The sequence below is a fragment of the Mesorhizobium sp. WSM3224 genome (genome assembly GCF_000427725.1).
Lineage (GTDB): Bacteria > Pseudomonadota > Alphaproteobacteria > Rhizobiales > Rhizobiaceae > Mesorhizobium.
This window is the reverse complement of record NZ_ATYO01000031.1, coordinates 18,607-39,823: the sequence shown is the minus strand read 5'-3', so window position 1 is coordinate 39,823 and position 21,217 is coordinate 18,607. Positions and strand designations below refer to the sequence as shown.

Sequence of the window (21,217 nt, the reverse complement as noted above, 5' to 3'; positions counted from 1 at the left end):
CCGTAGGCCGGCCGCATAGGGCAGCTGTCCGTGTCGTGGTTGAAGGGATCGGTGCCCGAAATCGGCCCAACTGAGCCGCGAAGCATGCTGCTCTCCGCCTTTAGGGACACAGCATGATCTTCAATCCGCCCTTCATCATCAGGCCGGCCAGCGCGGCCGACCATGGCCAGATCGCCGAGGTCTGGCATTCAAGCGCCAGCCTGCCGACGGTCGGTCCGCCGACGATGCCGACGCTCGAGGACTTGCGCCGGCGCGTCGATATCGAATTCAGCGCCGGGTGGGACGTGACGGTCGCCGCCCGGAACAGCGAAATCATCGGCTTTGTCGCGGTCACACCGCCCGAGGCTGTGCTCAGCGAGCTGTTCGTGCGGCCGGACTCGCTCGGGGCAGGCATCGGCCGGGCGTTGCTGCAACACGCCATGCTGGCCATGCCGTCGGGCTTCACGCTGTTCACGCGGTCCGGCAACATCAAGGCCCGCCGGTTCTACGAAAAAGCCGGCCTGACCTTCCTGCGCGACGATCTGCATCCGCGAAACCGCGATCCGGTGACCCATTACGGCTGGATACCGGCGTAACCGCTCACACGGCTTTCAACGCGAACAGCCTGCCGCCGGCGGGCACGATGTCGTCGATGCCGGCGAGGCGCAGGCAGTGCCAGGCCATGGCGTGATTGGAGGAGGTGACGGGAATGCCGATGCGCCGCTCCAGTTCCGCCACGGCCTCGGCAACGCGCAGGCTGGTGCAGGAGATGAAGATCGCGTCGACGCCGGGCACCTCGGCCATGCGCTCGGCGGCGGCCTCGATCGAATCCAGCGAGATGCGGGCGGCCTCGCGGTCATCGCGCCGGTCGAAGGTAGCGACGGCCGCTATGTCGAGGCCGCGTCCGGTGAAATAGCGGACCAGGCCCTGGTTGATCTCGGGCGCATAGGGCGTCAGCAGGCCGATCCCCTTGGCGCCCAATGCCTTGAAGGCGGCCAAAGCGCCGGTGACCGGCGTGGTGCAGGCGACGCCCGGCCGCGCCTTGCGGATCTCGGCGACCACCGCTTCTTCGCCCAGCGTCATGGTGGCCGAGGTGCAGCCGAAGCCGACGACGTCGAGCGGAATGCTGGGCAGGATCAGGTCGACGGTGGGCGCGATGCGCGGGCCGATGGCGCGCAGCGTTTCCGGCGTGATGTCGTTGTCGTTGAAGAGCCGGGCCTCGTAGAAGGCAACGCCCGGAATGCGGATCAGGGCGCGGAATTCATGCTCCAGCGTCTGGTCGGTGGCGAGGATCGCCAGGCCGATCGCCGCACGCGAGGCGAGGCCGCCGTCGATCTGCGACGGTAGCACGCCCAAATCGACCGGCTTGGGGTCGACCGGTTCCGAAGATTGGGGGCGCGTGGCAGCTGCGCTGACAGACATGGCATTCCCTTTCTTGTCGATCCCAGCCGGGATCATGCTCTCAGTTCAAAAGCCCTTCCATCGAGACAGCCGGCTTGCGGCCGGCGATCAGGTCGGCGGTAATGCGGGCCGAGCCGTGCGACATGGTCCAGCCGATATGACCGTGGCCGGTGTTGAGATAGAGATTGCGCAGGCGGCGCTGGCCGAACTCGGGCAGGTTGTTGGGCGTCATGGGCCGCAGGCCGGCCCACATCTCGGCGCGGTCGTAATCGGCGCCTTCCGGATAGAGCTCCTCGGTCACCCCTTTCATGAAGGCGAAATCGGCCGGCTTGTGGCTGGTATCGTAGCCGGCGAACTCCGCCGTGGCGGTGACGCGCAGCCGGTCGCCGAAGCGCGACACGGCGACCAGGTTGTGCTCATCTATCGCCGCGATGGTCGGCGGCGCCGGCCGGTTGCCGATCGGAATGGTCAGCGAATAGCCCTTGATCGGATAGATCGGCAGGCTGATGCCGACCGTCCTTGCGATCAGCGGGCTGTAGGAGCCGAGCGCCAGCACATAGGCATCGCCCTTGAAGCTTCCCTTGTCGGTCGTCACCTGGGCGACGCCGTCTCCGGACGTCTCTATGCCGGTGATGATCGTGCCGGTGCGGATCTCGCCGCCGCGCTCGACGACCTTGGCGGCAAGCGCCCGGGTGAACTTCGCCGGGTCGCCGGTTTCGTCGGTCGGGCAGTGGATGCCGCCGGCGATCTTTTCCCGCGCGGAGGCCAGCGACGGATCGAGCGCGACGACGGCGTCGCGGTCGAGCACTTTGATCAGCTGGCCGTCGGATTCGAGCAGCCGCATGTGCTCGACGCCTTTGTCGAGCGCCTGCTGGCTGCGATAGAAATAAAGGATGCCGCGATCGTTGCGATCGTACTCGATCTGCTCGTCGGCGACGACCTCGTGCAGCACGGATTGCGAATAGACGGCGAGCCGATGCTTGAGCAGCGTGTTGCGCCTGGCCTTTTCGGGCGTGCATTCCATCAGGAACAGCCACGACCAGCTATAAAGCCTAGGATCGGCCGAGAGCCTGAAGCGCAGCGCCTGGTCCTTCAGCACTAGCGACTTCAACAGGATCATCGGCGCCTTGGGCGAGGACCAGACGAAGGAATGCCCGGGCGCGATCATGCCGGCATTGCCCCAGCTGGTCTCGGCGGCGACTTCGGCGCGCCGCTCGAGGATGACGACCTCGTGCCCGTCCTTCTGCAGCTGGTAGGCGGTGGTGACGCCGACCACGCCGCCACCCAACACGATCACGCGCATCACGCCTCCGGGGAGAGCAAAGTCGGGGCAGTTTAGAGCGTGGGCCGCGGTGTGCAATGGCACACATAGCGAGATGTCGGCGGGACAGCGCCCCCCTCTGGCCTGCCGGGCATCTCCCCCGCAAGGGGGGAGATTAGCAACTCTGCCGGCGGCGCCCTTCCTGCAACGTCGATGATTGGCGAAAGCGGTCGCGACATCCAATCTCCCCCCTTGCGGGGGAGATGGCCGGCAGGCCAGAAGGGGGTGTGACGGAACTCGACGCCTGCCCCCAAAACCCTCAACTCCCCAGCGCTTGCTCCAGATCGGCGATCAAATCATCACCATCCTCAATCCCACACGACAACCGCACCAGCGAATCCGATATTCCTATCGCTCCGCGCTTCTCCGCCGGGATAGAGCCGTGCGTCATCAGCGCCGGGTGCTCGATCAGGCTTTCGACGCCGCCGAGGCTTTCGGCCAGGGTGAAGAGCTGCGTGCGCTCGAGGAAGCGTTTGGTGCCGGCAAGGTCGCGATCGAGGTCGACCGAGATCATGCCGCCAAAGGCGTGCATCTGCTGGACGGCGATGGCGTGCTGCGGGTGACTGGCGAGGCCGGGATAGATGACGCGGCGCACGTCTTTTCGTGCTTCCAGCCACTGCGCGATCTTCAGGCCGTTCGCGGAATGCCGCTCCATCCTAAGCGCCAGGGTCTTGATGCCGCGCAGCGCCAGAAAACTGTCGAAGGGGCCGGAGATGGCGCCGATGGCGTTCTGCAGGAATTTCAGCTGGTCGGCGAGATCCTTGTTGTCGCCGACGACCGCGACGCCGCCGACCATGTCGGAATGGCCGTTGAGATATTTCGTCGTCGAGTGCACGACGATGTCGATGCCGAGCTCCAGCGGGCGCTGGATGTAGGGGCTGCAGAAGGTGTTGTCGGCGACGGTGAGCAGCCCCTTGCGTCTGGCGAGCGCGGCGACCGCTTCGAGATCGACGATGCGCAGCAGCGGGTTGGTGGGCGTTTCGACCCAGAGCAGCTTTGTCTCCGGTAGTATCGCGGCTTCGACGGCGGCAAGGTCGGTGAAGTCGGCAAAACTCACCTTGAGACCCGCCGAGCGCTTGCGCACCCGCTCCATCAGCCGGAACGAGCCGCCATAGATGTCGTCGGTGGCGACGATATGGGTGCCGGAATCGAGCAGTTCGAGCACCGTTGCGATCGCCGCCAGGCCGGAGGCGAAGGCGAAGGCCCTGGTGCCGCTTTCGAGGTCGGCCACGGCGCGCTCGAAGGCAAAGCGCGTCGGGTTCTGGCTGCGGGCATATTCAAAGCCCTTGTGCACGCCGGGCGACTGCTGGCCATAGGTGGAGGTGGCGTAGATCGGCACCATCACCGCGCCGGTTAGCGGATCGTGGCTCTGGCCGCCATGGATGGTGCGGGTGTCAAAGGCCAGGCGGTTCTTACCGGTGGACGTCATTTTGCGCGGCGCCTCAAATGGTTGATCAGATCGATACGGGTTATCAGGCCGATGAACTCGTCGCCATCGAAGACGATGGCGACCTCGTTGCGGTCGAAGACAGGCAGCAGCGCATCGAGCGTCTGATTGGCCTGCAGCGTGTGCAGGTTCGAGGTCATGGCCGTGCGCACCGGGCCGTTGAAGCGGTCCCAGCGGCCGTCATAGGGGCCGTCGACCTTGGCCAGGATATCGCTCTCGTCGACGATGCCGATCAGCTTGCCCTCGTCGAGCACCGGCAGCTGAGAGACATCGGAGCGGCGCATGCGGCCATAGGCGTTGAGCAGGCTTTCGTCCGGGCCGACGGTCACGATGTCCCCGGTTCGCGGCGAACGCATGACAAGGTCGCGCAAATCGCCATGCTGCTCCTGGTCGGCGAGACCCTGCTCGGCCAGCCAGATATCGTCGAAGACCTTCGACAGGTATTTGTTGCCGCTGTCGCAGACGAAGGTGACGACGCGCTTCGGCGCCGTCTGCTCTCGGCAATAGCGAAGTGCTGCCGACAACAGCGTGCCGGAGGACGAGCCGGCCAGGATGCCTTCCTTCGACAGAAGATCGCGCACCGCCAGCATGCTCTGCTTGTCGGGGATGGAATAGGCTTTCCTGACCAGCGAGAGGTCGGCATTGGGCGGCACGAAATCCTCGCCGATGCCTTCGACTGTCCAACTGCCGGCCTCTTCCATCTTGCCGGTCTTGATCAGCGGCGCCAGTACCGAGCCGACGGGGTCGGCGAGCACCATCTCGGTCTTGGGCGAGGCTTTCGCGAAAAAGCGGCCAAGCCCAGTCAGCGTGCCGCCGGAGCCGACGCCGACCACCACCGCGTCGACATCACCGTCAAGCTGGGAAAAGATTTCCGGGCCGGTGGTGGTCTCATGCGCCAGCGGGTTGGCCGGGTTGGCGAACTGGTTGGCATAGAAGGCACCGGGCAATTCGGCAGCGAGCTTCTCGGCCATGTCCTGGTAATATTCGGGATGGCCCTTGCCGACATCGGAGCGGGTCATGCGCACCTCGGCGCCCAGGGCGCGCAGATGCTGGATCTTTTCGCGCGACATCTTGTCGGGCACGACAAGGATGATGCGGTAGCCTTTCGGGATGCCTACCTGGGCAAGGCCGAGACCGGTGTTGCCGGCGGTCGCCTCGACGATGGTGCCGCCACGCTTCAACCTGCCATCCTTCTCGGCGGCGGCGATCATCGATAGCGCGATGCGGTCCTTGATCGAGCCGCCCGGGTTCTGGCTCTCAAGCTTGATGAACAGCCGGCATTTGCCGGTGTCGAATTTGGTCAGCTCGACGACCGGCGTCTGGCCGATCAGGTCGAGCACCGAGGCGTAGGGCGGGCGCAGCCTCGACAGATTGGTCTCCGCGCCCTCGGGCGCCGCCTTTCTCTGCTCGCTCATCTGAGATGCTCCATGGAAGCAGTTCGACGCGGGTGTTCGCAATCTCGCGCAGGATGCCGCCGGAATCCATCCCGGCTTCGCGGATCGCGCGAACCGTCTTTTCCAGCCCTTTGCCTTCGGAAAGAAGATAGATCGTGCCAATCCGGCGGCGAGTGGAGGAATGGAATTTCACCCGTGGCCGCTGCCGATCCATGGATCGGCTTCAGAGGATGGCAGCCTGGCCTTCGATCTCGATCAGGAAATCGGGGTTGCCGAGGCCGGCCACACGCAACACCTTCACGATCGGTGGCGCGCCGCGATCGCCCCAGAAGGCCATCCACGCGCCGAAGGCCGGGCGGATGTCCTGATCGCCAGCGATATAGACGGAGAGGCTGATCAGGTCCTCCGGCTTTGCCCCGCCGGCTTCGAGCACCTTCGCCAGATTGGCGAGCGCCTGCGCCGTTTGCGCGGCGAGATCGCCCTTGCTGACGATACGGCCTTGCGAATCGACGCCATTCTGGCCACCGACCAGCACGACGCGCGCGGAAGCGGGCAGCGAAACGCCCTGCGAATATGCCGGGTTGGCGTGCATGCCGCCGGGATTCAGCCGTTCTATTGCCACCGCGCCGCTCCTCCCCACATTGCGAAACCATTCACGGCCGACCCCGACCCTCCGATCGGAACCTTGCGCGACGAAAGTGCAATCGAACGGCTGTTTCAACGCACCATCTCGTTCGTTGCCGGTGCCTTTTCCACCATGCTAGCCGGGGCCAACAGCAACAACGAGGAACGGCTGATGAAGATTCTTGCCTTTGACAATTTCAAGCCCGGCGTCACCCTCGACGACCTCAGACCCTATCTGCGCGACGAGGTCTCGAATGTCTGGCGGCTGTGGAAGGCAGGCATCGTGCGCGAAAACTATGCGCGCGCCGATGTCGGCGGCGTCATCATTGTCTTCGAACTGGAAAGCGTTGATGAAGCCAGGCGCTACACCGACGATTTCCCGCTGTCCAAGGCCGGCTTGCTGGAATGGCATTTCCTCGCCTTCGACGCCGCACCCTTGCCGCTCGAATATCTGTTCGATCCCACGATCGACATCGCAACGCCCTGGGACCGGACCGCGGCATGATCCGGTCGAGCGAAGGCATCGAGATCCCGGCCAGCCTGGCCGAGTGGTGCCACCCGCAGCGCATGGCGCTGGTCGTCTACGACATGCAGGTCGGCATCTGCCGCCAGATCGCGGGCGCTGCGGCGATCATCGAGCGCACCGGCACGGCGCTCGACGCGGCGCGCTCGGCCGGCATGCGGGTGGCGTTCACCCGCCACCTGTCCTTGCCGAAGAAATGGATGGGCGCCACGCAACTGCGCACCGCCATGGCCTGGCAGCGGCGCGGCGACCCCGATGCGGTCGAGCCTTGGTTCCTGCGCGATGCCGAAGCGACGCGGATCGTGCCCGAGCTCGCGCCGCGCGCGGATGAGCCGGTGTTCGACAAGCTGACCATGTCGGCCTTCGATTCCACCGCGCTCGGCTTTGCCCTGCGCGACTGCGGCGTGCGCGCCGTCGCGCTCGCCGGCATCGCCCTGGAGATCGGCGTCGAGCCGACGGTGCGCCAAGCGACCGACAACGGCTTTACCGCTCTGGTGATCGAGGACGCGTGCGGCTTCGGTAACGGACAAGCGCGCGACCGTTCGATGGCGACGCTCCGCTTCCTTGGCGAAGCCATCATCACCGATGTCGCGGGCTTCTGCGGCGCGCTCGCCGGCGCGGCCTGAGGGAAGCGCGACACGCCTTAGGCGGCTGCCTCGATGTCGGTGCGGAAGCGCACGCCCTCGGCCCGTCCATGCACGCTGCCCCAGTCGTAGAGCGCCTGGAGCGCTGCGGCGAGGTCGCGGCCGCGCTCGGTCAAGGCGTAGCGCGCCTTGCCGTCGGGCGACGTTTCAAGCACGACGAAACCGATCTCGACGAGGTCGGCCAGGCGTTGGGTCAGCATCTTGTCGGAAAGCGAAGGGATCATGCGGCGCAGTTCGGAATAGCGCAGCGGCTGCTCCTTGATCCGCGCCAGGATCACCGTCTTCCACTTGCCGCCGAGCGCATCGAGGGCGAACTCGACCGGACAGCCATAGAGTCTACCGCGTTGGGTCATGCGCCGATGGTAGGCAAGGCGCGGCCGCGACGGAAGCAGAAATTGCCCGCCCATCTGGGCGGGTTGCCACAGCCGGTTTTGTCGGCGACAGCTTTCACAAAAGGAGAACGACGATGAGTGTGCGGGATGCCAATCCGGTCAATGCGCGAAAGCCGAAGCGGGTGGCGATCGTCATCGCCAATCCGGCCATATCGACCACGACCGGATGGCCGGTCGGCTTCTGGTGGAGCGAACTCACCCATCCATGGTTCGCCTTCACAGAGCGCGGCTATCAAGTCGAGATCTTTTCGCCGGACGGCGGCAAGTGCGAGGCCGATGCGCTGAGCGACCCGCGCGATCCTTCGGGCTATTCGGAGACCGACCTCATCTCGCTTGGCTTCATTTCGAGCCCAAAACTCTCGGCCCTGGTCGAGAACACGCGGCCGGTGGTGGAGATCGATGTCGACGGTTTCGACGCCATCGTCGTTGCCGGCGGCCAGGCGCCGATGTTCACCTATGAGCGCGCGACGGGCCTGCAGCGGACATTCGTCGCCTTCCATGAAGCGGGCAAGGTGACGGCGGCACTCTGCCACGGCACGGCGCTGCTGCGTTACGCCAGGCGCGCCGACGGCTCGCTGCTCGCCGCCGGCAAGACGGTGACCGGTTTTGCCAATGTCGAGGAGGATTTCGCCGACGACGCGACCTGGGCGATGGGCGCGCTCGAGCGCGGAAAGCACCTGATGCCATGGCGCATCGAGGATGAGTTGAAGGCAATCGGGGCCAACTATGTCCAGGCCGGGCTGTGGCGCGGTTTTGCCGTGCGCGACGGCAATCTCGTCACCGGCCAGCAGAATTTTTCCGGGGCTGAAACCGCGCGGGTGGTGTGCGAGGCGCTTGGCGGCTGACGCCGGGCCAACCCGCTACCCCAGCAATTGCTTGCTGAGCTTCGCGCACTGCACGCGTATATCCGGGATGGCGTCGATCTCGAAGAAGGTGCCGCGCGTCAGCGGCCCGACGGCGAGGATCTTCGACGACACCGTGGCGTCGGTGGCGATCAGTTCGCATTTCGCGCTGACGTCGAGGCCGAGGCGCAGCGGGTCCGGGCGCGCCAGGCCGCGCTCGATCAGCGAGCGGACGACGCCGTTCGAGGTTTTCGAGATGTCGCGGGCGATGCCCATGCAGTCGTAGATGCGGGCGACGTCGAGGGTTTCGACGTCCTGCGTGCCGCGCGGCTGGATCTTCACGACGAAGCCATCGTTCGGTTCGACATTCACGACCCGACCGGCGACGAGGCGGATGCGGCCCGAGCGCACCGCTTCGGTGACACGGCCGTAGACTTCCGGCGCCATGCGGTGGCGGTGGATGTCCCACCAGGCCTTGGTATGCTCGACGAAGCGGCGCTTGGCCGAGGACGGCCAGTTCTGCCAGATCGTCTGGTTGAAAGGCCGCAGGCCGTCGACGACGTCGCGCCAGTCGCCGCCGGCCTTCTGGGTCTCGCGGATCAAATTGCGGAACCAGCCGACGAAATAGGACAGCTGGGTACCCAGCGGAATATCGGCGATGTCGAGCTTGATCGGGTTGCCCTTGCGGTGCGGCGACGGCAGCAGGCCGCGCCGTGACACAGCTATGATCGCGCCGCGATGGCCGCGCTGCTCAAGCGACAGGAAGGCATCGACCATGCTCAAGCCCGTTCCCAGCAGTAGGACCGGGGCTTGCGGGTCGAGCGCGGCGTCGGCCTCCGAACCCATGCGGATGGCATGGCCCTGGAAGGCGCCGGGCTGTTCGTCGTGACCGGTGGCCAAGACGGCAAGATGCGCGACGACGCTGGTGCCGTTGGCCAGGGTCACCTCGACGCCGGACGGGGTCGGTGCGATCGCCAGGCTCTCCTCGCGAATCAGGCGCAGCCGGCCGGTCTCGCGTTCGCGGTCCTCGAGGCCGTCGAGCAATTCCTGCAGATAGCGCGCGTAAAGGCTGCGGGGTGCATAGAACGGCCCCTGGTCCGGTCTGGCCAGACCGCGCTCCAGCACCCAGCGGGCGAAATGCGTCGGGTCGTCGGCATGGGCGCTCATGCCGGACGCGTTGACGTTGAGCACATGCGCCGAGAGCAGCGTCGAATACGCCATACCCTGGCCGAAATGCGGCCGCTTCTCGATCAGCGTGACGCGCAGGTCCGAATTCGGCGACTTCAACAGATGCGCGGCCAGCACGACGCCGCTTGCGCCGCCGCCGACAATGATGATGGAATTGGCGCGTCCAACCATGGCTGCCAGCCGAAACTTCACTTAAGCGATCAGCGCGCGGCCATCGCCGCAGGCAGCCTCGGCTGCAGGCCGCGAACGATCGCCGGAATGGTCTTCAAAAGGTCGCGCATCGTTCTCTCACTCCCAATGTTGATAAGATTACTATACTAACCGAGCTGGACACGAAACCGCTGTTCCAATTCGCTGGCCTTTCGAGGCATGGATTTGCCTGGATAGAGGTAGCAAAAGGATTTTTCGTTCGCTGGGCTGCTCTTGAGAGCGCTGCATCCGCGCGGTCGTCATTCCAGGGCGGAGCGACGCAAAAGCGTCGCGCAGACCCTAGAATCCATACCGTTACGTCCATGATAGGTACTGCGGTGCAGAACGAAAACCCCAGCGCAACACCGGATAGTTCTGCAGCGTAGCATCGCTTCTATGTCACGGCATGGATTCCAGGGTCTGCGCGCGTCGCTTCGCTCCTTGCTCCGCCTGGAATGACGAAGAACGTAGGCCTGGCCTGACCATCAGCAGAGCACCTCGCGACCATCCTTTTGCGCGTCCGCCGCCGGTACCCGGCGACACTTTTCCAACAAAGCCGGCTTACTTGGAAGGATGTAACTCTACAAAACCGATAGAATTAAACGACGATAGCAAGGTAATCCAGTTTTCTCGCGGGTAACGGAGCCTTCCATGTCAGTCGTTCCACGACGCATTCCGCTCTCTTCGTCGGCGGCGCTCACGGCCGCTGCTTCGCCCGTCCGGCCATCCGCCGAGGACCGGCGAGCCGTCGAAGATCCTGGCGGTAACGATTGTCATGCTGGCGCCATGGCCGTCCGGTTCGCCATGCGGGCGGGAATGAACGCAAGCGAAAGGAGAAAGACGATGACCCATTCCACCGCAGTGCTGTTCGCGCATGTCGGCACGTGGCTGTTGCGTCTGCCACCGAGCGACAAGCGCCTGGAGGACGGGCGACCCAAGGACGAACCGAAATCGCCGGCTCCGGTGCTGCTTGCCGGCGAACGCGATCGCCTGCCGCCGCGCGACGAGAGCTTCTACTGGGCCTGGCAGTACTGGTCCCACTGATCGATCCGCGACCGGCCTTTTCCCCCAAGAGCAACCCAGGAGAGACCCATGAGCACCCCGACCCTTGTCGACCAGATCGACCAGATCATTCCCGACAGCGATGTCGTTCCCGTGACTGCCCGTGTCGGAGCGGAAATCAGAGGCATTCGCCTCGGCGGAAGCCTGCCGGACGCCACCATCGCATCGATCAACCAGCTGCTTTTGAAGCATAAGGTCGTCTTCTTCCGCGGCCAGGACCATCTGGACGATTCAGAGCATGAATTGTTCGCGCGGCGGCTGGGCGATCTTGTGCCTCACCCCACAGAAGGACCAGTGGCGGGCACCGCCTCGATCCTCAATCTCGATTCCAGCCGCGGCGGCGGCCGCGCCGACCAATGGCATACGGACGTCACTTTCGTGGACGCCTATCCGAAATTCTCCGTGCTTCGCTGCGTCGTCATTCCCGCGGCCGGAGGCGACACCATCTGGTCCAACACGCAGGCCGCCTATGAAAGCCTGCCGGCGCCGCTCAAACTCCTGGCCGACAATCTCTGGGCCATCCACAGCAATGCCTATGATTACGCCGCCGTCCGTCCCCGCGCCTCGGCAGAGGAAAGGAAGCATTTCGAGGAGGTCTTCACCTCGACCGTCTACGAAACCGAGCATCCTGTCGTGCGCGTGCATCCGGAGACCGGCGAGCGGTCGCTGCTGCTCGGCAATTTCGTCCAGCGCTTTGTCGGCCTGTCGAAGAGCGACTCCTCGAAGCTCTACGAGCTGTTCCAGAGCTATGTGACCACGCCCGGGAATACCGTGCGGTGGCGGTGGCAGGCCGGCGACGTCGCGATCTGGGACAATCGGGCCACCCAGCATTATGCGGTCAACGACTATGGCGGCGAACACAGGATCGTGCGCCGCGCCACGGTCGACGGCGACGTGCCGGTCAGCGTCGACGGACGCCGCAGCGTCACCCACATCAAGTCGGCCAAGCCGGCGGCGAAGGCCGCCTGAGGCTGCCGGGACAGCTCCCCCTTCTCCCCTTCTTGTGGGAGGAGGGATAGCTCCCCGCCGGCCGGTCAGATGCGTGAGCGGTTCGCCCAGCGTAGCCCGACGAGGCCGACCAGCATGGTGACGAGCCCGATATAGAGCCATTGCGTCTGGCCGGTCATGAAGCTGCCCGTGACGAGGCCGAAGCCCTGCAGCGACCACAGCGCACCGATGCCAAGCACAATCAGCGCCAGCACAAACCTGATCAATCGCATCGACCAGACCCTCTCCGAAAGTCGATCCTGAACGGTAACGGGGACGCAACAACAGACACGGAGGAACCGAAGCAGTTCCGTTCCTCTCTACTTCAAATCTTGAGGACCGATCTTGCCCGGAATGTCCCGGATGCCGGTCCGATATTCATTAAGAATACGCCCATCCGATGTCGGAAATATCATGACAAACTGTTTCGCGGCGACTCCAAACGTGTGCCATTGCCATGGAACCGCCAGATCAATGCCGCATTTCCCGCCTCATTCGGCACATATCGGCGGGGCCTATCTCTAACGGAGCCACCCCCAAAGCATGAAGAAAACCAACCAGACCGCGCTTGTCGCGGTGACGATCGCGGCTGGCCTGATGGCTGGCGCGTCTTCGGCCTCCTCCGCCGCGCAGTGCGGCCGCGCTTCCTGGTATGCGCTGCATTCCAGAACCGCCTCCGGGGAACGCATGAACCCCTCGGCACTGACTGCCGCCCATCGCAGCCTCCCCTTCGGCACCAAGCTCAGGGTCACCAACAAGAACAACGGCCGCAGCGTCGTCGTGCGCATCAACGATCGCGGCCCGTTCGTGAAGGGACGCATGCTCGATCTCTCGCGCGGCGCCGCCGGCCAACTCGGTTTCATCGGCTCGGGCCATACCGCCGTCTGCATGGCGCGCGTCTGATACACTGCACAGGGATTTTGACTGGTCGGCTCTGTTTGCGTTGGCAGGCGGCATGCCTTGGAGATTGGCCGAAACGCCCGTCGCGACGTTGGGGCGGCTTCAACCAATCCCCGGCGTTTGCGCTGATTTCACGGAAATGAATCTCGCACCAAGACAAACGGCAAGATCCCTGTATCGGGGAACCAGCCGCCGCACCATGATCCAGTGCGGGCCTCTGCGGTTCATGGCCGGTGTCGGGCGGCCGGACACATATCTTTCACATTTCGGCAGTGCACATTGAGCCGGCTCCGTCGTTCGAGCCCGATTTTCAACAGGTTGAACGCGAGAAGCATTCGTCAGACAAAATGACGTGTTGCATCGCAACAATATCTTGTTAACCTCGCCAAGAGACATTCAAGGCTCGGCGCGGTTCGTCGTCCCTTTGGTCGACGGACGGCAGCGAGGTTCGCGATGTTCTACCAGCTCTACGAAATGAACCATGCGGCGCTGCAGCCGGCCCGCCTCTATGCCGACGCGGTGCGGCTGTTCTACTCCAACCCGCTCAATCCGATCTCCCACACCCCGTTCGGCCGTTCGGTCGCGGCGACCGCCGAACTCTTCGAGCGCACCACGCGCCGCTACGGCAAGCCGCAATTCGGCCTGGACAAGACCGTGGTCGACTGGAAGAGCGTCGGGGTCAGCGAAAAGACCGTCTGGTCGAAGCCGTTCTGCAACCTGATCCGCTTCGAACGTTCCGTGCCGGCCGGCCGCAAGCCCGACCCGAAGCTTTTGATCGTGGCGCCGATGTCGGGCCATTACGCGACGCTCTTGCGCGGCACGGTTGAGGCGATGCTTCCACACGCCGACGTGCACATCACCGACTGGGTCGATGCCCGCATGGTGCCGGTGGCGCAAGGCAGCTTCGATCTCGACGACTATATCGACTATGTCATCGAGATGTTCCATGCGCTCGGCCCCGACACCCATGTGATGGCGGTATGCCAGCCTTCGGTGCCGGTTCTGGCGGCGGTAGCGCTGATGGAGAAGCGCGACGATCCCTTCGTGCCTTCCACCATGACGCTGATGGGCGGCCCGGTCGACACGCGCCGCAATCCGACCGCGGTCAATCTCCTGGCCAAGGAAAAGGGCATCGACTGGTTCCGCGACAATGTGATCATGCAGGCGCCGTGGCCGGTGCCGGGCTTCGGCCGCGCGGTCTATCCCGGCTTCCTGCAGCTTTCGGGCTTCATGAGCATGAACCTCGACCGCCACATCATCGCCCACAAGGACTTCTTCATGCACCTTGTGAAGCATGACGGCGACAACGCCGAGAAGCACCGAGACTTCTATGACGAATATCTGGCGGTGATGGACCTGACGGCGGAATTCTACCTGCAGACGGTCGACACCGTGTTCGTGCGCCACGCATTGCCGAAGGGCGAGATGACGCATCGCGGCGAGCCGGTCGATCCGAAGGCGATCCGCAACGTCGCGCTGCTGACCATCGAAGGCGAGAACGACGACATTTCCGGCCTCGGCCAGACCCAGGCCGCGCACGACCTTTGCGTCAACATCCCGGACGACAGGCAGGCGCATTACATGCAGCCGGCCGTCGGCCATTACGGCGTCTTCAACGGCTCGCGCTTCCGCTCGGAGATCGTGCCGCGCATCGCCGACTTTATTTCCAGCTATGGCCGCCAGCACCGGGTGGCGGCGAAGCCGAAGCTGGTCCGTTCCGCAAAAAGCTGAACGCCCGCAAACCGCTTCAAAGCGAATTTCCGTTCCGCCGCCGCCCGGCGGTCGCCGGTGCTGCACCCGTGCCTCTGTTGCGAAAGTGCCGCTACGGGATCGTCCGGGTAACCATGCCGTCAAACTAGCTGTTGTCTCTAATTGACACGGACTGTAAATCCCCGTTAACGTTTCGTTAATAAAAGAACAGGGCGGACGGGGGACAATGAACTCCTCACCGATGGCGCGGATCCTGCGCTTGTGTGCAGTCGCAGGGCTGGCGATTTCGGCTCACTGGGCGGCGCCCGCATGGGCGGCGGGCGCGATGGCCACGGGCGGCCTGACGTCGCAGCCGATCGGCCACTATGATTTCTGCAAATCCCGTCCGAGCGAATGCAACATCCGTCCGGTCGATCTGGCACCGGCCAAGATGACCGACGCCCTGTGGCGCAGGCTGGTCAGCGTGACCGCAAGGATCAACGCCGCCGTCAAGCCGATGAGCGATCTGGACAATTATGGCAAGGATGAAGTCTGGACCTATGCGGACAATGGCTACGGCGATTGCGAAGACTACGTGCTGGAGAAGCGGCGCGAGCTCTATCGCATGGGCATGTCGCTGGCCGACCTTTTGATCACCGTCGTGCGCAAGCAGGATGGCGAAGGCCATTCGGTTTTGACGGTGCGCACCGACAGGGGCGACTATGTGCTCGACAATCTGACCGACAGAGTCAAGGCCTGGGACGCGACCGGCTACCGCTTCCTGAAGCGCCAGGCGATCGACAACACCGGACGCTGGGTCTCGATCCGCGACGGCCAGGCGGTGCTGGTCGGCTCGGTGCAGTAAGGCGAAAGCCTCGGCTCACGTGGCTTCGTCATTCCAGGGCGAAGCAAGGAGCGTTAGCGACGCAGCGCAGACCCGAAGGCGACGTACCTCCGAAAATTTCTGCACAACTCCATGAACCCTTTGCGTCCGGCTGGCGACACACAGCCGTGGACGACAAACCCAATCATGGAGAATTCAAATGACTGCTTTTCTGCGAAACACCTTCCTCGCCGCTGTCGCGGTGTCCGCCCTGACCGGATCCGCCCTGGCGGACGAGACCGTCAAAAGCTGCGCCAAGACCAACCTCAATGATCTGTGGAGTGGCCGTTGCTGCGGCACCGACTCCTCGGCTTGTCTGGGTGGTGGCAACGGTGGCCGCGACCATCAAGGCAATGGCGGCCGCGGTAGCACGAATGGCGGCAGCACCAACGGCGCCGGCAAGCCCTGATCTCAAGAGTTCAGACGGAGTCGAACTAGGCGCCAGCGGACAATCGCGATCCGCTGGCGCCTGACGCCGGGATTATATAGGCCGACCAAGTGCCGTGCGTATCGATGCGCTGAGACGGCGCAATTCCGCCTCGTCGAGTCTTTCGATGCTTTCGGCCAGCAGGTTGGCCAGCTCGGTAGCCGCCGGCGACAGGCCCGACGTGTCGATCCTGACCCTTGGGTGCGAGCTTTCGGCGAGGCGGGCGAGATCCTCGGCTTCGTCCCAGATGATGTTGAAATAGCCGATGATCTTCTGGATCAGCGTCCAGGTCGGCGCGCCGCGGCGGCCATGCTCGAGCGCCGACAGATAGGCCGCGCTGACACCGATGGCCTGCGCCATCGCCTTCTGGCTGACGCCGCGCTCGGCGCGCAGCGCCCGCAGCTTCTCGCCGAACGGGGTCATCTGGAGCGGTCCACCGCTTCACGGAAGCGGGCTCCATCTCCTTGTTTTGACGCAATTCCGGACGGAAGGCTACGGCGAAGGCGCCGAGCCTGACCGCTGCGCACTTTTCCTGGAATTGCTCTAGGCGGTCTCATGACCGTATCCGCCTCAGCCGCACATAGAGCGCACCGGAGCCGCCATGGTTGCGGGCGGCGTGATCGTGGCTGGAGACAAGATGCCGGAAGGCCGGCGTCGACAGCCACGCCGGCACGGCGCGGCGCAGGATGCCGTCGCCGCCGGAGGACGAACCCTTGCCGGTGATGATCAGCACGTAGCGGACGCCGCCGGCATGAGCGCGATGCAGGAAGGTATGCAGCAGCGAATAGGCCTCGTCCTGCGTCATGCCGTGCAGGTCGACGCGGCCCTCGATCGGCAGCCGGCCTTTCTTCAGTTTCTCGTGCGTCTGGTCGTCAAGCGAATGCGCCACATGCTGCGTCTTGGGTTTCGCGGCAGCCGCCGGGGCGCCGTTGGCCGGAGCCGCCGCCGGAATCGGCTTTGGCTCGATGATGTCGGGGATCTCGACGGCGGTCTTGCCTTTCAGCGGCCGGGCCGAACGCGCCACCAGGTTCCACAGGATGCGGTCGTCGTCGCTGAGATCGCGGCGGCTCACCGGCGTCCTCCGTCGATCAACGGGCGCGGCACCAGCGCGTAGAAGTCGGCGGCGTTGCGGACCACGCCGGCGATCTCGCCGGCAGCGTCGCCCGAGCCGGCGAAAAGGTCGCCCCGCGCTGGCCCGGTGATGGCCGAGCCGGTGTCCTGCGCGATCATCAGCCGCCGGAACGGTTTTCCGTCGAAGGCGGTGAGCGTCGGGGAGTCGATATAAAAGGGCGTACCGAATGTGTGCAGCAGCCGGTCGACCGCGACGGAGCGCCCGGGCGTCAGCGGCACCTTGGCGGCGGCGATGGGCCCAAGCGCCGCATCGTCGACCGCGGCTTCGCGGAAGAATATGTAGGAGCGGTTCCGCCACAGGATCTCGTCGACACGATCGGGATGCGCCTTGAACCAGGCGCGGATCGACTGCATTGTCACCTTTTCCAGCGGGATTTCGCCGAGCTCGCTCAAGATTTTGCCGGGACCGGTGAAGCGCTGGCCGGACTTGGCGGCATAGGTGACGCGGCTGAGCCTGCCGTCGATCATTTTCAGACGCGCCGCGCCCTGCACGTGGACGAAGAAGGCATCGACCTTTTCGGCGAGCCAGGCGATTTCGAGATTTTGGCCGAGAAGCGCACCGCGCTCGATCGCGCCGCGGTCGAAATATTCGACAGGACCGTCATCCGTCCGGCGGGCGAAGGCCAGATAGGTGTCCATTCCCGCCGGCCGGTTGCCGTCGTCGATGTCGATCAGGTCGGCCGGGCGGGAAAGCAGCGGCACGACGAACTGCTCGGTCCTTGCCGGCGAGGCTTCGACCTCGGGTTCGTAGAAACCGGTAACGAGACCGGCGCCATTGTCGGCTTTCACCAGCATCGGAACGAAATGCCGCTCGAAGAAAGCCCGGGCATCGGACCGATTCGGCGCCGAAACGGCGCGCGCTTCGGCATAGGCCTCGGCAAAAGCGCTGAAATCGACGCCGAGCGAACCGGTGCGATAAGGCTTTACCGGCACATGGAAGGCGGAGCGGCGAAACGCGGCAAAGGCCGCGACGTGATCATCCTCGCCCCAGCCGGTGAGGTCGCCGAAGGATTTTTCGCTGAATGTGGAAGAGAGCGGCACGACCGAGCCCCGCCGCTAGGATTTAGTCTTCTTCTTCGGTGGCGACGAGCTTCCAGTTCGGGTCGCGCGAGCGGCTGTCGCGGGCGAAGGTCCAGACATCCTTGACCTCGGCCACCGTCTCCGGGTCGCCGTCGATGACGGCGCCGGCCTTGTCGCGGGTCGCCGAGATCAGCTCGGAGACGACGCGCAGCGTGATATGCGCTTCCGAGCCCTTCATTTCGGCGGCGACGATGTCGGCCTTGTCGATGCCGACGAAGGACGACTGGATCTTTTCCGACTTCGCCTCGCGCTCGCCGATCGCGGCGACGAAACCGTCATAGACTTCGCGCGACAGGAGATTCTTCAGCGTCTTGCGGTCGCCATCGGCATAAGCCATGACGATCATCTCGTAAGCCATCTTGGCGCCGTCGACGAAGGTCTTCGGTTCGAAGGACGCGTCATTGTCCTTGATCGAGCGCAGGCCCTTGTTGAGATCGGTGTCCGGCTTGGCGAAGGCGTCGATCGCGGCATAGATCTCGGGCGCGGTCTCGCCCGGCGCACGCTTACGCGGCAGCGACACAACGTTTTCGGACTTCTGCGCCGTATCGGCCTCGCGCGCGCGGCTCGCGGAATAGGGATCGAAGGGCGGACGCTCGTTTCCCGTGCGACGTCCAAGCACGTTGCGCAGCTGGAAAAAGATCACAACCGCCGCAATCAGGAAGAAAATCGTGCCGAAGTCGAAGAAACCCATATTTTCCGCCAACCGATCCCTGTCCTTGCCGGACCAGCGTAACCCCTCGGGACCGCGGTCGCATAGCGTTCAACACTCAAAGCATATAGAACGGCTGGCGCAATCATTCAAATCAAAGGCAGCCATACCTATGTAAGGGCGCCAAGGCCAGCGGCGATTGTCCGCGAGCGCCGCAAAAGAAGAAAGCGATCGGTCAAAGACTTGCGCATTTCGTTCATCCCGCTGTTCCTGCTGCTGCTGCCGCTTCTGGAGATCGCCGGCTTCGTGGTCGTCGGCCGCGAGATCGGCGCTTTGGCGACGGTCGGGCTGGTCCTTCTTTCCAGCGTCGCCGGCAGCCTGCTTTTGAGGCACCAGGGTTTTGGCGTCATGGCGCGGGTGCGGACGGAGATGGATGCCGGGCGCGACCCCAGCCGCCAGCTCGCGCATGGCGCGATGATCGTCCTGGCGGCGATCCTGCTGATCATCCCGGGCTTCATCACCGATATCTTCGCCATTTTGCTCTTATTGCCGCCGGTGCGCGACTTCGCCTGGCGGCTGCTCAAGAGCCGCATCGTCATGGCGACAAGCTTCAGCAGCGGCTTTTCAGCCCGCCGGCGCGACAACGTCATCGACCTCGACGACGCCGACTATTCGCGCGACGATTATCCGAACCGGCCGGATCACAATTCACCGTGGCGGCGGTTGAAGAACGATTAGGTCCCCAGCACCGAGGCGCCATGCCTTGAGGATTGGCCGAAACGGCCCAACCTCGTCATCCACGGGCGGAGCAAGGAGCGAAGCGAAGCGCGCAGACCCGAGGATGACGATCGCGATGGGGCGTTTCGGCCAATCGCCTACGCGGTTTTGGGCGACATGCATGAAGGCGGCAAAACTTGTTTTGTGTGGCCGGCCATGGTAGCGAACCCGCGATTTCAATCCGGTCAGCAAGGCTGCCCAGGCAAAAGGACCACAGGCTCATGGCCAGCAACGATGACGCCGCGACCGGCGCCGCCAACGGCAACGGCACCCAGAACCAACCCTCGCTCAATGTGCTTGCGCAATATGTGAAGGACCTGTCCTTCGAAAGCCCCGGCGCGCCGAACTCGCTGCGCGGCCGCGACAAGGCTCCGGGCATCGCCATCAATGTCAACGTCAACGCCAATCCGCTTTCGGACAAGCAGTTCGACGTCAACCTGACCTTGAACGCCAAGGCTTCCTTCGACCAGGAAGTGCTGTTCAATGTCGAGCTGGTCTATGGCGGCGTCTTCGCCATCTCGGGCTTCCCGCAAGAGCATATGCTGCCGCTGCTGTTCATCGAATGCCCGCGGCTTCTGTTCCCGTTCGCCCGCCAGATCGTCGCCGACGCCACCCGCAATGGCGGCTTCCCGCCGCTGATGCTCGACCCGATCGATTTCGCGCAGATGTTCCAGCAGAGGATTGCCGAGGACCAGGCGGCGGCGAGCAAGGTCCAGGTGAGCTGAGGCAGCGCACCGCAACGTAACGAGAGCCCGGCTTCGCGCCGGGCTTTTTTGTTGGAGATGTCGGCGGGACAGCGCCCCTCTCTGGCCTGCCGGCCATCTCCCCCACTTGGGGGGAGATCAGATGTCGCGGCGGGTTTCGCCAATCTCAAACGTTGAAGAGTAAGCGGGGCGGCGAAACAGCCGATCTCCCCCCTCGTGGAGGAGCCCGGCAGGGCAGAGGGGGGCGCGAAGGATCGGTGCCTACGCGGCTAGCCTCTCACCCCACCGCCACCTTCAGCCACAGCGCCTTTTCGCCCAGCGTCGCGACCAGCCCGGCATGGGCCGCGCGGTCCGCTTCGCTGAGCCGCGGCGGCAGCGCGATCGGCCTGGCGCCGACAGAGATGTCGATATCGGCCACCTGGCCGGAGCCGTTCATCTGCACCGCCACGGACTCCAGGACCAGCGCCGCCTGCTTGCCGCCGATGAGCTCGATATAGACTTCGGCCAGCAATTCCGAGTCGAGCAATGCGCCGTGCTTGGTCCGGCGGGCGTTGTCGATGCCGTAGCGCCGGCACAGCGCGTCGAGCGAGTTCGGGCCCATCGGATGCTTGCGGCGCGCCAGCGCCAGCGTGTCGACGACGCGACCCGGATCGATGGCCGGATGATCGAGCCGGCTGAATTCGAGATTGAGGAAGCCGATGTCGAAGGTCGCGTTGTGGGCGATCAGCTTGGCGCCGTCGGTGAAGGCCAGCCATTCCTCGGCGATTTCGGCGAAGGTCGGCTTGCCGGCCAGGTCGGCGGCGCTGATGCCGTGCACGGCCTGCGCCTCGGCGTGGATCGCGCGGCCCTGCGGATTGATGAATTTGTGAAAGGTACGGCCGGTCGGGAAGCGGTTGACCAGCTCGATTCCGCCGAGCTCGATGACGCGGTCGTCGCGCAAGTCGAGGCCGGTGGTTTCCGTATCGAAGATGATCTCACGCATTC

Annotated in this window: 25 protein-coding genes; 12 read left to right on the top strand and 13 right to left on the bottom strand. The window is 64.5% G+C overall.

Going from position 1 to position 21,217, the window contains the following annotated elements; all coding sequences use genetic code 11:
* Positions 1-113 precede the first annotated feature (113 nt).
* On the top strand, positions 114-575 hold the full coding sequence (locus YU3_RS0129520; protein ID WP_027169601.1) for an N-acetyltransferase: 462 nt from the start codon (positions 114-116) through the stop codon (positions 573-575).
* Between the two features lie 4 nt (positions 576-579).
* On the opposite strand, the gene YU3_RS0129515 is transcribed toward YU3_RS0129520, so the two are convergent.
* The 5 genes from YU3_RS0129515 to YU3_RS0129495 all read right to left on the bottom strand — a co-directional run bounded on the left by YU3_RS0129515 (position 580) and on the right by YU3_RS0129495 (position 6,164).
* On the bottom strand, positions 580-1,401 hold the full coding sequence (locus tag YU3_RS0129515) for an aspartate/glutamate racemase family protein (RefSeq protein ID WP_027169600.1): 822 nt from the start codon (positions 1,399-1,401) through the stop codon (positions 580-582).
* Positions 1,402-1,441: 40 nt separating this feature from the next.
* Positions 1,442-2,683, bottom strand: coding sequence for a D-amino acid dehydrogenase (locus YU3_RS0129510; RefSeq protein WP_027169599.1), 1,242 nt, complete (start codon positions 2,681-2,683; stop codon positions 1,442-1,444).
* A 277-nt stretch (positions 2,684-2,960) separates the two neighbouring features.
* On the bottom strand, positions 2,961-4,130 hold the full coding sequence (locus tag YU3_RS0129505; protein WP_027169598.1) for a PLP-dependent aspartate aminotransferase family protein: 1,170 nt from the start codon (positions 4,128-4,130) through the stop codon (positions 2,961-2,963).
* Positions 4,127-5,563, bottom strand: a complete 1,437-nt coding sequence (locus YU3_RS0129500; RefSeq protein WP_027169597.1) for a pyridoxal-phosphate dependent enzyme — start codon at positions 5,561-5,563, stop codon at positions 4,127-4,129. Before YU3_RS0129500 ends, YU3_RS0129505 begins: the two co-directional genes overlap by 4 nt.
* Positions 5,564-5,765: 202 nt before the next feature.
* Entirely contained in the window at positions 5,766-6,164 is a 399-nt protein-coding gene (locus YU3_RS0129495; RefSeq protein ID WP_027169596.1) for a RidA family protein, read from the bottom strand.
* A 174-nt stretch (positions 6,165-6,338) separates the two neighbouring features.
* Here YU3_RS0129495 and YU3_RS0129490 point away from each other — a divergent pair, with 174 nt between their 5' ends.
* Both YU3_RS0129490 and YU3_RS0129485 read left to right on the top strand, forming a co-directional pair.
* On the top strand, positions 6,339-6,671 hold the full coding sequence (locus tag YU3_RS0129490) for a hypothetical protein (RefSeq protein WP_027169595.1): 333 nt from the start codon (positions 6,339-6,341) through the stop codon (positions 6,669-6,671).
* Positions 6,668-7,315: a cysteine hydrolase gene (locus YU3_RS0129485; RefSeq protein ID WP_027169594.1), complete on the top strand. Its 648-nt coding sequence runs from the start codon at positions 6,668-6,670 to the stop codon at positions 7,313-7,315. The genes YU3_RS0129490 and YU3_RS0129485 overlap by 4 nt, the downstream gene beginning before the upstream one ends.
* A 17-nt stretch (positions 7,316-7,332) precedes the next feature.
* Here YU3_RS0129485 and YU3_RS0129480 read toward each other — a convergent pair whose 3' ends face one another.
* The gene (locus YU3_RS0129480; protein ID WP_027169593.1) at positions 7,333-7,686 is read right to left on the bottom strand and encodes a helix-turn-helix domain-containing protein; all 354 of its coding nucleotides are present in this window, start codon (positions 7,684-7,686) and stop codon (positions 7,333-7,335) included.
* Positions 7,687-7,799: 113 nt separating this feature from the next.
* On the opposite strand from YU3_RS0129480, the gene YU3_RS0129475 reads away from it, so the two are divergent.
* Positions 7,800-8,570 carry a type 1 glutamine amidotransferase domain-containing protein gene (locus tag YU3_RS0129475; RefSeq protein WP_027169592.1) on the top strand — a complete coding sequence of 257 codons (771 nt, stop codon included), beginning with the start codon at positions 7,800-7,802 and terminating at the stop codon, positions 8,568-8,570.
* A gap of 15 nt (positions 8,571-8,585) precedes the next feature.
* On the opposite strand, the gene YU3_RS0129470 is transcribed toward YU3_RS0129475, so the two are convergent.
* The gene (locus YU3_RS0129470) at positions 8,586-9,926 is read right to left on the bottom strand and encodes an FAD/NAD(P)-binding protein (protein ID WP_027169591.1); all 1,341 of its coding nucleotides are present in this window, start codon (positions 9,924-9,926) and stop codon (positions 8,586-8,588) included.
* Between the two features lie 861 nt (positions 9,927-10,787).
* On the opposite strand from YU3_RS0129470, the gene YU3_RS0129460 reads away from it, so the two are divergent.
* Together YU3_RS0129460 and YU3_RS0129455 are read left to right on the top strand one after the other, a co-directional pair.
* On the top strand, positions 10,788-10,988 hold the full coding sequence (locus tag YU3_RS0129460) for a hypothetical protein (protein WP_027169590.1): 201 nt from the start codon (positions 10,788-10,790) through the stop codon (positions 10,986-10,988).
* A 48-nt stretch (positions 10,989-11,036) separates the two neighbouring features.
* Positions 11,037-11,975: a TauD/TfdA family dioxygenase gene (locus YU3_RS0129455; protein WP_027169589.1), complete on the top strand. Its 939-nt coding sequence runs from the start codon at positions 11,037-11,039 to the stop codon at positions 11,973-11,975.
* A gap of 65 nt (positions 11,976-12,040) precedes the next feature.
* On the opposite strand, the gene YU3_RS0129450 is transcribed toward YU3_RS0129455, so the two are convergent.
* Positions 12,041-12,226: a hypothetical protein gene (locus YU3_RS0129450; protein ID WP_027169588.1), complete on the bottom strand. Its 186-nt coding sequence runs from the start codon at positions 12,224-12,226 to the stop codon at positions 12,041-12,043.
* 310 nt (positions 12,227-12,536) lie between these two features.
* Here YU3_RS0129450 and YU3_RS0129445 point away from each other — a divergent pair, with 310 nt between their 5' ends.
* The 4 genes from YU3_RS0129445 to YU3_RS0129430 all read left to right on the top strand — a co-directional run bounded on the left by YU3_RS0129445 (position 12,537) and on the right by YU3_RS0129430 (position 15,874).
* The gene (locus YU3_RS0129445) at positions 12,537-12,896 is read left to right on the top strand and encodes a septal ring lytic transglycosylase RlpA family protein (RefSeq protein ID WP_027169587.1); all 360 of its coding nucleotides are present in this window, start codon (positions 12,537-12,539) and stop codon (positions 12,894-12,896) included.
* A gap of 450 nt (positions 12,897-13,346) precedes the next feature.
* A complete protein-coding gene (locus YU3_RS0129440; RefSeq protein WP_027169586.1) occupies positions 13,347-14,624 on the top strand; it encodes a polyhydroxyalkanoate depolymerase in 1,278 nt (425 codons plus the stop codon).
* Between the two features lie 205 nt (positions 14,625-14,829).
* Entirely contained in the window at positions 14,830-15,447 is a 618-nt protein-coding gene (locus YU3_RS0129435) for a transglutaminase-like cysteine peptidase (RefSeq protein ID WP_027169585.1), read from the top strand.
* 178 nt (positions 15,448-15,625) lie between these two features.
* Complete coding sequence (locus YU3_RS0129430; RefSeq protein WP_027169584.1) at positions 15,626-15,874, top strand: hypothetical protein; 249 nt, start codon at positions 15,626-15,628, stop codon at positions 15,872-15,874.
* Positions 15,875-15,946: 72 nt separating this feature from the next.
* On the opposite strand, the gene YU3_RS0129425 is transcribed toward YU3_RS0129430, so the two are convergent.
* The 4 genes from YU3_RS0129425 to YU3_RS0129410 form a co-directional block, all read right to left on the bottom strand.
* Complete coding sequence (locus tag YU3_RS0129425) at positions 15,947-16,315, bottom strand: helix-turn-helix transcriptional regulator (RefSeq protein ID WP_027169583.1); 369 nt, start codon at positions 16,313-16,315, stop codon at positions 15,947-15,949.
* A gap of 130 nt (positions 16,316-16,445) precedes the next feature.
* A complete protein-coding gene (locus tag YU3_RS0129420; RefSeq protein ID WP_027169582.1) occupies positions 16,446-16,964 on the bottom strand; it encodes a Smr/MutS family protein in 519 nt (172 codons plus the stop codon).
* Positions 16,961-18,064, bottom strand: coding sequence for a murein transglycosylase A (locus YU3_RS0129415; RefSeq protein WP_027169581.1), 1,104 nt, complete (start codon positions 18,062-18,064; stop codon positions 16,961-16,963). The genes YU3_RS0129420 and YU3_RS0129415 overlap by 4 nt, the downstream gene beginning before the upstream one ends.
* Before the next feature lie 22 nt (positions 18,065-18,086).
* Positions 18,087-18,794: a Tim44/TimA family putative adaptor protein gene (locus tag YU3_RS0129410; RefSeq protein WP_027169580.1), complete on the bottom strand. Its 708-nt coding sequence runs from the start codon at positions 18,792-18,794 to the stop codon at positions 18,087-18,089.
* Positions 18,795-18,995: 201 nt separating this feature from the next.
* Between YU3_RS0129410 and YU3_RS0129405 the strand changes: the two genes are divergently transcribed.
* Positions 18,996-19,490 (top strand): FxsA family protein, encoded by a 495-nt coding sequence (locus tag YU3_RS0129405; RefSeq protein ID WP_027169579.1) that lies wholly within the window; start codon positions 18,996-18,998, stop codon positions 19,488-19,490.
* 260 nt (positions 19,491-19,750) lie between these two features.
* Entirely contained in the window at positions 19,751-20,254 is a 504-nt protein-coding gene (gene secB / locus YU3_RS0129400) for a protein-export chaperone SecB (protein ID WP_027169578.1), read from the top strand.
* Positions 20,255-20,510: 256 nt separating this feature from the next.
* Here secB and dnaQ read toward each other — a convergent pair whose 3' ends face one another.
* Positions 20,511-21,215 (bottom strand): DNA polymerase III subunit epsilon, encoded by a 705-nt coding sequence (gene dnaQ / locus YU3_RS0129395; protein WP_027169577.1) that lies wholly within the window; start codon positions 21,213-21,215, stop codon positions 20,511-20,513.
* Positions 21,216-21,217 lie beyond the last annotated feature (2 nt).

What these genes read in the sequence shown, in the direction of transcription:
- dnaQ (WP_027169577.1), bottom strand. Translation starts at nt 21,215, where the DNA reads ATGCGTGAGATCATCTTCGATACGGAAACCACCGGCCTCGACTTGCGC.
- secB (WP_027169578.1), top strand. Translation starts at nt 19,751, where the DNA reads ATGGCCAGCAACGATGACGCCGCGACCGGCGCCGCCAACGGCAACGGC.
- YU3_RS0129500 (WP_027169597.1), bottom strand. Translation starts at nt 5,563, where the DNA reads ATGAGCGAGCAGAGAAAGGCGGCGCCCGAGGGCGCGGAGACCAATCTG.
- YU3_RS0129455 (WP_027169589.1), top strand. Translation starts at nt 11,037, where the DNA reads ATGAGCACCCCGACCCTTGTCGACCAGATCGACCAGATCATTCCCGAC.
- YU3_RS0129475 (WP_027169592.1), top strand. Translation starts at nt 7,800, where the DNA reads ATGAGTGTGCGGGATGCCAATCCGGTCAATGCGCGAAAGCCGAAGCGG.
- YU3_RS0129485 (WP_027169594.1), top strand. Translation starts at nt 6,668, where the DNA reads ATGATCCGGTCGAGCGAAGGCATCGAGATCCCGGCCAGCCTGGCCGAG.
- YU3_RS0129410 (WP_027169580.1), bottom strand. Translation starts at nt 18,794, where the DNA reads ATGGGTTTCTTCGACTTCGGCACGATTTTCTTCCTGATTGCGGCGGTT.
- YU3_RS0129460 (WP_027169590.1), top strand. Translation starts at nt 10,788, where the DNA reads ATGACCCATTCCACCGCAGTGCTGTTCGCGCATGTCGGCACGTGGCTG.
- YU3_RS0129505 (WP_027169598.1), bottom strand. Translation starts at nt 4,130, where the DNA reads ATGACGTCCACCGGTAAGAACCGCCTGGCCTTTGACACCCGCACCATC.
- YU3_RS0129470 (WP_027169591.1), bottom strand. Translation starts at nt 9,926, where the DNA reads ATGGTTGGACGCGCCAATTCCATCATCATTGTCGGCGGCGGCGCAAGC.
- YU3_RS0129490 (WP_027169595.1), top strand. Translation starts at nt 6,339, where the DNA reads ATGAAGATTCTTGCCTTTGACAATTTCAAGCCCGGCGTCACCCTCGAC.
- YU3_RS0129435 (WP_027169585.1), top strand. Translation starts at nt 14,830, where the DNA reads ATGAACTCCTCACCGATGGCGCGGATCCTGCGCTTGTGTGCAGTCGCA.
- YU3_RS0129425 (WP_027169583.1), bottom strand. Translation starts at nt 16,315, where the DNA reads ATGACCCCGTTCGGCGAGAAGCTGCGGGCGCTGCGCGCCGAGCGCGGC.
- YU3_RS0129445 (WP_027169587.1), top strand. Translation starts at nt 12,537, where the DNA reads ATGAAGAAAACCAACCAGACCGCGCTTGTCGCGGTGACGATCGCGGCT.
- YU3_RS0129520 (WP_027169601.1), top strand. Translation starts at nt 114, where the DNA reads ATGATCTTCAATCCGCCCTTCATCATCAGGCCGGCCAGCGCGGCCGAC.
- YU3_RS0129510 (WP_027169599.1), bottom strand. Translation starts at nt 2,683, where the DNA reads ATGCGCGTGATCGTGTTGGGTGGCGGCGTGGTCGGCGTCACCACCGCC.
- YU3_RS0129480 (WP_027169593.1), bottom strand. Translation starts at nt 7,686, where the DNA reads ATGACCCAACGCGGTAGACTCTATGGCTGTCCGGTCGAGTTCGCCCTC.
- YU3_RS0129450 (WP_027169588.1), bottom strand. Translation starts at nt 12,226, where the DNA reads ATGCGATTGATCAGGTTTGTGCTGGCGCTGATTGTGCTTGGCATCGGT.
- YU3_RS0129440 (WP_027169586.1), top strand. Translation starts at nt 13,347, where the DNA reads ATGTTCTACCAGCTCTACGAAATGAACCATGCGGCGCTGCAGCCGGCC.
- YU3_RS0129515 (WP_027169600.1), bottom strand. Translation starts at nt 1,401, where the DNA reads ATGTCTGTCAGCGCAGCTGCCACGCGCCCCCAATCTTCGGAACCGGTC.
- YU3_RS0129430 (WP_027169584.1), top strand. Translation starts at nt 15,626, where the DNA reads ATGACTGCTTTTCTGCGAAACACCTTCCTCGCCGCTGTCGCGGTGTCC.